Consider the following 8,708-nt stretch of genomic DNA (forward strand, 5'->3'; position numbering starts at 1 on the left):
CCTTGTAGCCCTTGTAGCCGGTGACGTTGGCACGCATGTGCTCCATCACTTGCTCTTTGGTCAGCGTCACGCCCGGTTTGGCGACGATAAAGATCTTGATCGCCTCGCCCGACTTCTCGTCCGGCACGCCAATGGCCGCACATTGCAGCACGCCCGGCAGGGTCGCGAGCACGTCTTCCAGTTCGTTCGGGTACACGTTGAAACCGGAGACCAGGATCATGTCTTTCTTGCGATCGACAATGCGCAGGTAGCCATCAGGCTGGATCAGCGCGATGTCACCGGTCTTCAACCAACCTTCGCTGTCGAGCATTTCATCGGTGGCTTCCTGGCGCTGCCAGTAACCCTTCATGACCTGCGGGCCTTTGACACATAGCTCGCCGATTTCGCCCAGCGGCTGTTCCACGCCGGCATCGTCAATGACTTTGCAACGGGTCGACGGGACCGGGATGCCGATGGTGCCGATCTGGATGTTCTGGATCGGATTGACGGTGGCCACCGGGCTGGTTTCGGTCATGCCGTAACCTTCGCAGATGGAGCAGCCAGTGACCGCTTTCCAGCGTTCGGCGGCAGCCAGTTGCAGGGCCATGCCACCGGACAGGGTAACTTTCAGCGCCGAGAAATCCAGCTTGCGGAAGCCTTCGTTATTGCACAGGGCCACGAACAAGGTGTTGAGGCCGACGAAACCGCTGAACTTCCACTTCGACAGTTCCTTGACCATCGCCGGCAGGTCGCGCGGGTTGCTGATCAGGATGTTGTGGTTGCCGATCAGCATCATCGCCATGCAATGGAAGGTGAACGCATAAATGTGGTACAGCGGCAGCGGCGTGATCAGGATCTCGCAACCTTCATTGAGGTTGGAGCCCATCAGCGCCTTGCATTTCAGCATGTTGGCCACGAGGTTGCGGTGGGTCAGCATCGCCCCTTTCGCCACGCCGGTAGTGCCGCCGGTGTATTGCAGCACCGCGACATCGCTGCTGGCCGGGTTGGCTTCAGCCACTGGCTGGCCATGCCCCTTGCTCAGCACGTCGTTGAACTTGACGGCTTTGGGCAAGTGATACGCCGGGACCATCTTCTTCACGTACTTGATGACGCTGTTGATCAGCAGGCGCTTGAGCGGTGGCAACAGGTCGGCCACTTCCGTGACGATCACGTGCTTGACGCCGGTTTTCGGAACGACGGTTTCCGCCAGGTGTGCCATGTTGGCCAGGCAGACCAGGGCTTTGGCACCGGAGTCGTTGAATTGGTGTTCCATTTCCCGCGCGGTGTACAGCGGGTTGGTGTTGACCACGATCAGCCCGGCGCGGATGGCACCGAAGACGGCAACCGGGTACTGCAGCACGTTAGGCAATTGCACGGCGATTCGATCGCCCGGCTGCAAGTCGGTATGCTGTTGCAGGTAAGCGGCAAAGGCACCGGACAATTCGTACAGTTCACCGTAGGTGAGTGTCTTGCCCAGGTTGCTGAATGCCGGCTTGTTGGCGAAGCGTTGGCAGGATTGCTTCAACACTGCCTGAATATTCGGGTACTCGTCTGGATTGATCTCGGCAGCAATCCCAGCTGGGTACTTATCCTTCCAAAAGTCTTCGATCATGGAAGCCCACTCCTCAGCAACGCGAATTCAGCACCGCATTTGATGCGATTATTATTGGTGTTTGGTCATTGGTGAATCTGGGCTTTTACACAGGCCGAGAAGCACAAAGCGCGCCGAGAGTAGCAGCTTTGCCAAGGGTCGACTAGAGCCAAAAGCGGCCCCTACGGTCACAATTGTGACTCAAGAATTGCTAGCGGTCATTTTAGAGCAAAAATCCTATAAAGCCTTGAAAGCCCCTGAAACAGGGCCTTTCCAGATCTTTAAAAGCATCGCGGGCAAGCCTTGCTCCTACAGGTTCCGTGTCGATCACATTCTATGTGGACGATAATGGAACCTGTAGGAGCATGGCTTGCCCGCGATCCGCGTGAAACGCGGCCATTCATCGATTACGCGATATCGCGCAGCTCCCGCCGCAGAATCTTCCCGACCGGCGTCATTGGCAACGACTCACGTAACACGATGTGCTTGGGCACTTTGTACGCCGTGAAGTTCTCCTTGCAGTAAGCCTTCAACTCCTCAAGGCTGACCCCGGCTTCGCGGGCCACCACAAACAACTTCACCGCCTCGCCCGACCGCTCGTCCGGCACACCGATGACCGCGCAGTTGGCGACCTTCGGGTGAGCCATCACCACGTCTTCGATCTCGTTCGGGTACACGTTGAAACCCGACACGATGATCATGTCCTTCTTGCGATCGACGATGCGCACAAAACCGTCCGGGTCGATCACCGCGATGTCGCCGGACTTGAACCAGCCCTCGGCATCCAGCACTTCTGCGGTGGCGTCGGGCTTCTGCCAGTAACCCTTCATGATTTGCGGGCCTTTGATGCACAGTTCGCCGCGCTCGCCCAACGGTTGCTCGACGCCTTCATCGTTGATCACTTTCAGCGAAGTGCCCGGCACCGGCAGGCCGACCGTGCCGATTCGCGATTGATCGCCGTACGGGTTGGTGCAGGCCACCGGCGAGGTTTCGGTCAGGCCGTAACCTTCAGTGATACGGCAACCGGTCATCTGCTCCCAGCGCTCGGCGGTGGCCTTGACCAGCGCCGTGCCGCCGGAGTTGGTGAGCTTGAGGCTGGAGAAATCCAGGGTCTTGAAGTCCGGGTGATCCATCAGGGCGACGAACAAGGTGTTGAGCCCCAGCAACGCCGAGAAACGCCAGTTCTTGAGCTCCTTGATGAAGCCGCCAATGTCTCGCGGATTAGTGATCAGCACGTTGTGGTTGCCGGTCACCATCATGCACATGCAGTTCGCCGTGAATGCATAGATGTGGTACAGCGGCAGTGGCGCGATCATCACTTCCTGACCTTCACGCAGCAGTGGCTGACCGTCGGCACCGAACTGCCCGAGGCAGGCACGCGCCTGCTGCATGTTCGCCACCAGGTTGCCGTGGGTCAGCATGGCGCCCTTGGCCAAACCGGTGGTGCCGCCGGTGTATTGCAACACGGCGATGTCGTCGAGGCCGACTTTCAGCGGCTTGATGCCCAGGCCACGCCCCATGCGCAATGCGCTCTTGAACGAAATGGCCTGTGGCAGGGCATACGCCGGGACCATTTTCTTGACCTTGCTGACCATGGTATTGACCAGCCAGCCCTTGGCGGCCGGCATCAGGTCGCCCATTTTCGCTTCGATCAGGTACTGGATGTCGGTGTCGGGCAGCACTTCCTGGACTTTCTGCCCGAACATGTTCAGGTACACCAGTGCCCGGGCACCGGAATCCTTGAACTGATGACGCATCTCCCGCGCGGTGTACAACGGGTTGGTGTTGACCACGATCAACCCGGCACGCAAGGCACCGAATACGGCAATCGGATAATGCAGGACGTTGGGCATCTGCACCGCGATGCGATCCCCCGGCACCAGGTCGGTGTGGGCTTGCAGGTAAGCAGCGAATGCAAGGCTCTGGCGTTCCAGTTCGGCGTAGGTCAGGGTCACGCCCATGTTGCTGAATGCCGGGCGGTCAGCAAATTTCTTGCAGGAACGCTCGAACACCTCGATCACCGACTTGTAAGCCCCAAGGTCTATGTCCAGGGGCACGCCGGCCGGGCGTTTGTCATTCCAGAAATCAGGTTGCATTGTTCTTATCCTCTTTACCTGAGCCTATCCGGGGCCGCTGTTGCGCCCTTGTTCAAAAACAAAAGCGAAAAGCGGAGCTTCACGGACACTAGCAGCTATGGCGATTCAGGCAAATATGCGCACGCGCCTCATTGATCGTGTGAATCTTCCCGCCGTGGCGTGGCCTGATCAGACGGGACGCGCGGGATGCGCTATACAATGCAACCACGCCCATGCCACATGCAGCCCCATGCAAAGGAATCGACATGATCCACGACACGTTCTGGCTGACCGCGACTGACCATAGCCGCCTGTTCGTCAACCAGTGGCTGCCCGCCGCGCCATTACACGCGGTCATTCTGCTGGCTCACGGCATGGCCGAGCACAGCGGTCGCTACGCCCGGCTGGCGGAAAAATTCTGCGAGCACGGTTACGGCGTCTATGCGCCGGATCAGCGTGGACATGGCAAAACCGCCGAAAACGGCACACTCGGCCATTTCGCCGATGACGATGGCTGGTGCAAAGTCGTCGGCGACCTCGCCAGCCTCAACCAGCACATCGGTCAACAGCATCCTGGTGTGCCGATCGTGTTGCTCGGTCACAGCATGGGCAGCTACATCGCCCAGGCTTACCTGCTGCATCACAGCGCCAGCCTGCACGGCGCGGTGCTCAGCGGTTCGAATTTCCAGCCCGTGACGCTCTATCGCGCGGCGCGCCAGATCGCCCGTTTCGAAAAGCTGCGCCAGGGGCCCAAGGGGCGTAGTGCGTTGATCGAATGGCTGTCCTTTGGCTCGTTCAACAAAAAATTCAAACCGGCACGCACACAATTCGACTGGCTCAGTCGCGACCCGGTGGAAGTGGATTTGTACGCCAACGATCCGCTGTGTGGCTTTCGCTGCACTAACCAGATGTGGATCGATCTACTCGGTGGGTTGCAGCAAATCAGCAAAGCGTCCAATCTCGCTCAGATCGATCCGGGCCTGCCGTTGCTGGTGATTGGCGGTGAATGTGATCCGGTGAGCGAAGGCAAGCGTCTGAAAGATCTGGCCGATGCCTTGCGTGCGGCGGGCAGCCAGAACCTGCACCTGACTATTTACCCGCAGGCGCGCCACGAACTGTTCAACGAGAGCAACCGCGAGGAAGTGATCAGCGATGTGTTGCAGTGGATCGCCCAGGCATTGAGCCACCGTCGGCCACCCCGGTCGGAATAGTTTTTTTGTGGATTTTTTTATTCGTCACAGGAACCGAGACAGATGACCCAGGTTACCAATACCCCTTACGAAGCCCTCGAAGTCGGCCAGACCGCCAGCTATAGCAAGACCGTCGAGGAGCGCGACATTCAGTTGTTCGCCGCCATGTCCGGCGACCACAACCCGGTGCACCTGGACGCCGAGTTCGCGGCGGGCACCATGTTCAAGGAGCGCATCGCGCATGGCATGTTCAGTGGTGCGCTGATCAGCGCAGCGGTTGCCTGTGAACTGCCTGGGCCAGGCACTATTTATATCGGCCAGCAAATGAGCTTTCAGAAACCGGTGAAAATTGGCGACACCTTGACCGTGCGTCTGGAGATTCTGGAGAAACTGCCGAAGTTTCGTGTGCGCATTGCCACCCGCGTGTTCAACCAGCGTGATGAATTGGTGGTGGATGGCGAAGCGGAGATCCTGGCACCGCGCAAGCAGCAGACCGTGACGCTGCCGACTTTGCCGGCGATCAGCATCGGTTGAACAATGCCCTTGCCTTGAACCAGCAGGCACAAAAAACGCCAGACTCGCTGGCGTTTTTTTAGTGGAAGCGAACGCTTACGAGCGTGCGCGAGCCTGGTTACGCAGGGCTTTGACCTGGTCATGATTGCGTTGCACGCCGTGGTACTGACGTTCAACCAGGTCACGAATGCCCACCAGGTTGTGTTTGTTGATTTTCTCCATCGCCTCTCGGTAAGCCTTCAGCGCATGGTCTTCACCGCGCTCGGCTTCGTTCAGGACAGCCTCTTCGTCCTTGCCGGTAAACATCGACTTCACGTCGACCCAGCGACGGTGCATATCGCCGCTGACACTGGTGGAGGTTTCTGGATCGCCGCCCATCGAACGCACGGCGGATTGCAGTTCAGACGCCGCCGTGGCGCAGTCGGCAGAACGCTGAACGAACAACGTTTTGAGTTCAGGGTGTTTGATGTCTTCAGCGCAAGTCTTGAACCCTTCCTGACCGTCTTTGCTGGTTTCAATCAGGTCGTTGAGTACAGAGATGGCTTCTTTATTCATGTCGGTCATTTTTCAATTCCTTGCGGGTTGATGAAAGATGCAATGACTGTTGCACCCTGCATGCCAGCTTCGAATCGACAATTTAATTTTTATATTTCAATGACTTAATTTTACAGGCGAAATCTGTATCCGTTTTTTTTGCATGAACTGTCAATTGGCCTGCATGCAGAATGCCTGTATTTTCCGTACAGATTGAATCCTGACGGCCGACCGATGAACCCTGAAAAACTAGAACTGCTGATCACCCGCGAAATGCCCTTTGGCAAATACAAGGGCCGGATCATTGCCGACCTGCCCGGCCCCTACCTGAATTGGTTTGCCCGGGAAGGATTTCCTCATGGCGAATTAGGTGGCTTGTTGGCCCTGATGCAGGAAATCGATCACAACGGCTTGTCGGAACTGCTCGAACCCTTGCGCGCCAAACATGGCAAACCCGCCCCCCGCCATTGATCCTGACCGAGTACCCCATGCCCGATAACACCCGTCGCGCCCGTGATGAAATGTTCTGGCAGACCTTTGCCGACCGCTATGCCGTCGAACCCGGCCCGATCAACCTGGAGAACGGTTACTTCGGGCGCATGTCGCGAACGGTAGTCGAGGAATACCAGCGCAACATCGAAATGATCAACCGCAGCAACTCGGTGTACGTACGCCAGCGATTCGAACAGGTCGAAACCCAGAAGATCCGCGCGCAGTTGGCCGCACTGGTGGGTGTGCCTGCCGACACCGTGGCGCTGACCCGCAATGCCTCGGAGGGTCTGCAATCGTTGATCCGCAACTACAACCGTCTTCAGCCGGGCGACCAGGTATTGATCTGCGATCTGGAGTACGACTCGGTCAAAAACGCCCTGCGCTGGCTGGCGCGCAATCGCGGGGCCGAGGTGATCGAGATCGACCACCAGCACCCCGCCAGTTTCGACAGTTTACTGGCGACCTACCGTGACGCTTTTGAGCGCTACCCCAAACTCAAACTGATGGCCCTGACTCACGTCACCCATCGCACCGGCCTGGTGATGCCGGTGCAGGCGATTGCCGCCGCCGCGAAAGAACACGGGATCGATGTGATCCTCGACGGCGCCCACGCGTTGGGGCAAATCGACTTCAATCTGGATGAACTGGGTATCTCCTTCGCCGGCTTCAACCTGCACAAATGGATCGGAGCACCGCTGACGCTAGGGTTCATCTACATTGCTCCCGAGCGCCTGGCCGATATCGACCCGGACATGGGCGAATCGCACTACCCCGTCACCGACATTCGCGCCCGCACGCCGTACGGCACACCGAATATCCCGGCGCTGCTGACATTGCCGCTGGTGATCGAGGAACATCATGCCATGGGTGGTTCTGCCGCCAAGGGTGCCCGGCTCAACTACTTGCGTAACCTGTGGGTGCGTGCAGCGCGCGAATTGCCGGGGATTGAAGTCATGACGCCGGATGACCCTCGCCTGTATTGCGGCATCACGTCACTGCGCTTCACGCGCCATAGCGATCAACAGCCGATGGTTGAGCGACTGCTCAGCGACTACAACCTGTTTACCGTGATGCGCAGCGGTGCCGCGAGCGGACCGTGCATTCGCATCACACCGGGCCTGACCACCACTGCGTCACATATGACGCTGCTGACCCGGGCGCTGACCGAACTGGGCTGAAATCACACGGTGTACCTGTCGAAGTCCTCCGGCTTGATGTGTGATGAAACCGCGAAGGTGTCGATGGCGATGGTGGTGGATCCGAAATAGCCATCGTCATTCGACTTTCGACTAAGCGTATGAACGCTTAACGTCGAAGCTTCGCCGCCGTGGTGCTTGTAGTAAATGTCTTCATCGTTGGTCAGCGGTGAAGCCTTTCTGCCGCTGTACTCTCGGGTGTTCAGTACCGACCGCGAAGCCGCCTCGGGCAAGTAAAGCTGGCCGACCCAGGCGACATGCCGCTCTTGCAGGTAATTGTTGCCGGCCGTGATGCGCACAGCGACGTGAATGTGCAGCGAACGGCCGGCGTAAAACCCCGGGTAAATCGTGGTAAACCGCACGACTCCGTGCTTGTCGGTGAACTGACCGCCGCGCAGGTAAGTGTCGTCGTCGGTGCGCGGGATTGAGCCGATTTCACCGACATCGACTTCCTTGTCCGGATTGATCTTGCTCCAGCCCGAATAGGCACCACGCGCGTTGCAATGCCAGATATCAACCAGCGCGCCCGTGACAGGCTGCCCGGTCATGGCATCGACGATCGCCAGGCGCAGTATCAAGGGAACGCCATCAGCGCCTTCGCTGATGTTGCGCCTGATCAGTTTCGGGTTACGGAAATACGGACCGGCGATTTGTTCGGGGGACAGCAGGCAAGCCGGTTGTGAAGGTGCAGCGCAGGTGTTGTCGTCCATGACGTTCTCTCTTCCAATAGAAGAGCGCAGGTTAGGGTGCGACGAATGTGCAGGTGCGGTAATTATTTATCGCCTGAGGTCGATCTGTAGCAACTGGCGTCCGATCTGTAGCAGCTGGCGAAGCCTGCGTCCGGCTGCGAAGCAGTCGTAAATCCAGTGCATGCGGTCTGCCTGATGCACCGTGGATACGGGACTGTCAGATATTTTGTGTGCGGGCCGTTAACGGCCTGCCGTTAGGCAGGCCATGCTTTTACCAGGTCGGCCTGATAAATCGATCTCCGTACAGAATCGCGAATTGATTCATCGCACTTTTCCAGTCATGGGCCGCGGCCCCCCAGTTTGCTGTGATATTGCGCAGTCCAAGCCAGATCAGTTTTGTCGCCGCATCGTCAGTCGGGAAGTGACCTCGGGTCTTGATGATCTTGCGC

The 8,708-nt window shown here is 58.2% G+C and carries 8 protein-coding genes and 1 pseudogene; 4 read left to right on the top strand and 5 right to left on the bottom strand.

Annotation, left to right across the window (positions count from 1 at the left end):
- The coding region (locus AC1D2P_RS29590; RefSeq protein WP_477811731.1) for an AMP-binding protein at positions 1-1,591 on the bottom strand (1,591 nt) is incomplete at its 3' end.
- A 386-nt stretch (positions 1,592-1,977) separates the two neighbouring features.
- Positions 1,978-3,666, bottom strand: a complete 1,689-nt coding sequence (gene fadD2, locus AC1D2P_RS29595; protein ID WP_046032017.1) for a long-chain-fatty-acid--CoA ligase FadD2 — start codon at positions 3,664-3,666, stop codon at positions 1,978-1,980.
- Between the two features lie 245 nt (positions 3,667-3,911).
- Between fadD2 and AC1D2P_RS29600 the strand changes: the two genes are divergently transcribed.
- Positions 3,912-4,856: an alpha/beta hydrolase gene (locus tag AC1D2P_RS29600; RefSeq protein ID WP_223525667.1), complete on the top strand. Its 945-nt coding sequence runs from the start codon at positions 3,912-3,914 to the stop codon at positions 4,854-4,856.
- Positions 4,857-4,898: 42 nt separating this feature from the next.
- Positions 4,899-5,369, top strand: coding sequence for a MaoC family dehydratase (locus AC1D2P_RS29605; RefSeq protein ID WP_008151121.1), 471 nt, complete (start codon positions 4,899-4,901; stop codon positions 5,367-5,369).
- Between the two features lie 75 nt (positions 5,370-5,444).
- On the opposite strand, the gene AC1D2P_RS29610 is transcribed toward AC1D2P_RS29605, so the two are convergent.
- Positions 5,445-5,912: a ferritin-like domain-containing protein gene (locus AC1D2P_RS29610; protein WP_046032019.1), complete on the bottom strand. Its 468-nt coding sequence runs from the start codon at positions 5,910-5,912 to the stop codon at positions 5,445-5,447.
- Between the two features lie 204 nt (positions 5,913-6,116).
- Here AC1D2P_RS29610 and AC1D2P_RS29615 point away from each other — a divergent pair, with 204 nt between their 5' ends.
- Together AC1D2P_RS29615 and AC1D2P_RS29620 are read left to right on the top strand one after the other, a co-directional pair.
- Positions 6,117-6,353, top strand: coding sequence for a DUF3820 family protein (locus AC1D2P_RS29615; protein ID WP_003213031.1), 237 nt, complete (start codon positions 6,117-6,119; stop codon positions 6,351-6,353).
- Positions 6,354-6,370: 17 nt separating this feature from the next.
- A complete protein-coding gene (locus AC1D2P_RS29620) occupies positions 6,371-7,552 on the top strand; it encodes an aminotransferase class V-fold PLP-dependent enzyme (RefSeq protein WP_046032020.1) in 1,182 nt (393 codons plus the stop codon).
- A gap of 2 nt (positions 7,553-7,554) precedes the next feature.
- Here the strand turns inward: AC1D2P_RS29620 and AC1D2P_RS29625 are convergent, their stop codons facing one another.
- Positions 7,555-8,280 (bottom strand): intradiol ring-cleavage dioxygenase, encoded by a 726-nt coding sequence (locus AC1D2P_RS29625; protein WP_046032021.1) that lies wholly within the window; start codon positions 8,278-8,280, stop codon positions 7,555-7,557.
- Positions 8,281-8,530: 250 nt separating this feature from the next.
- Positions 8,531-8,708 (bottom strand): annotated as a pseudogene (locus AC1D2P_RS29630) (IS256 family transposase); the annotation flags it as partial.

Source organism: Pseudomonas sp. P1_F1_2, from assembly GCF_056405815.1.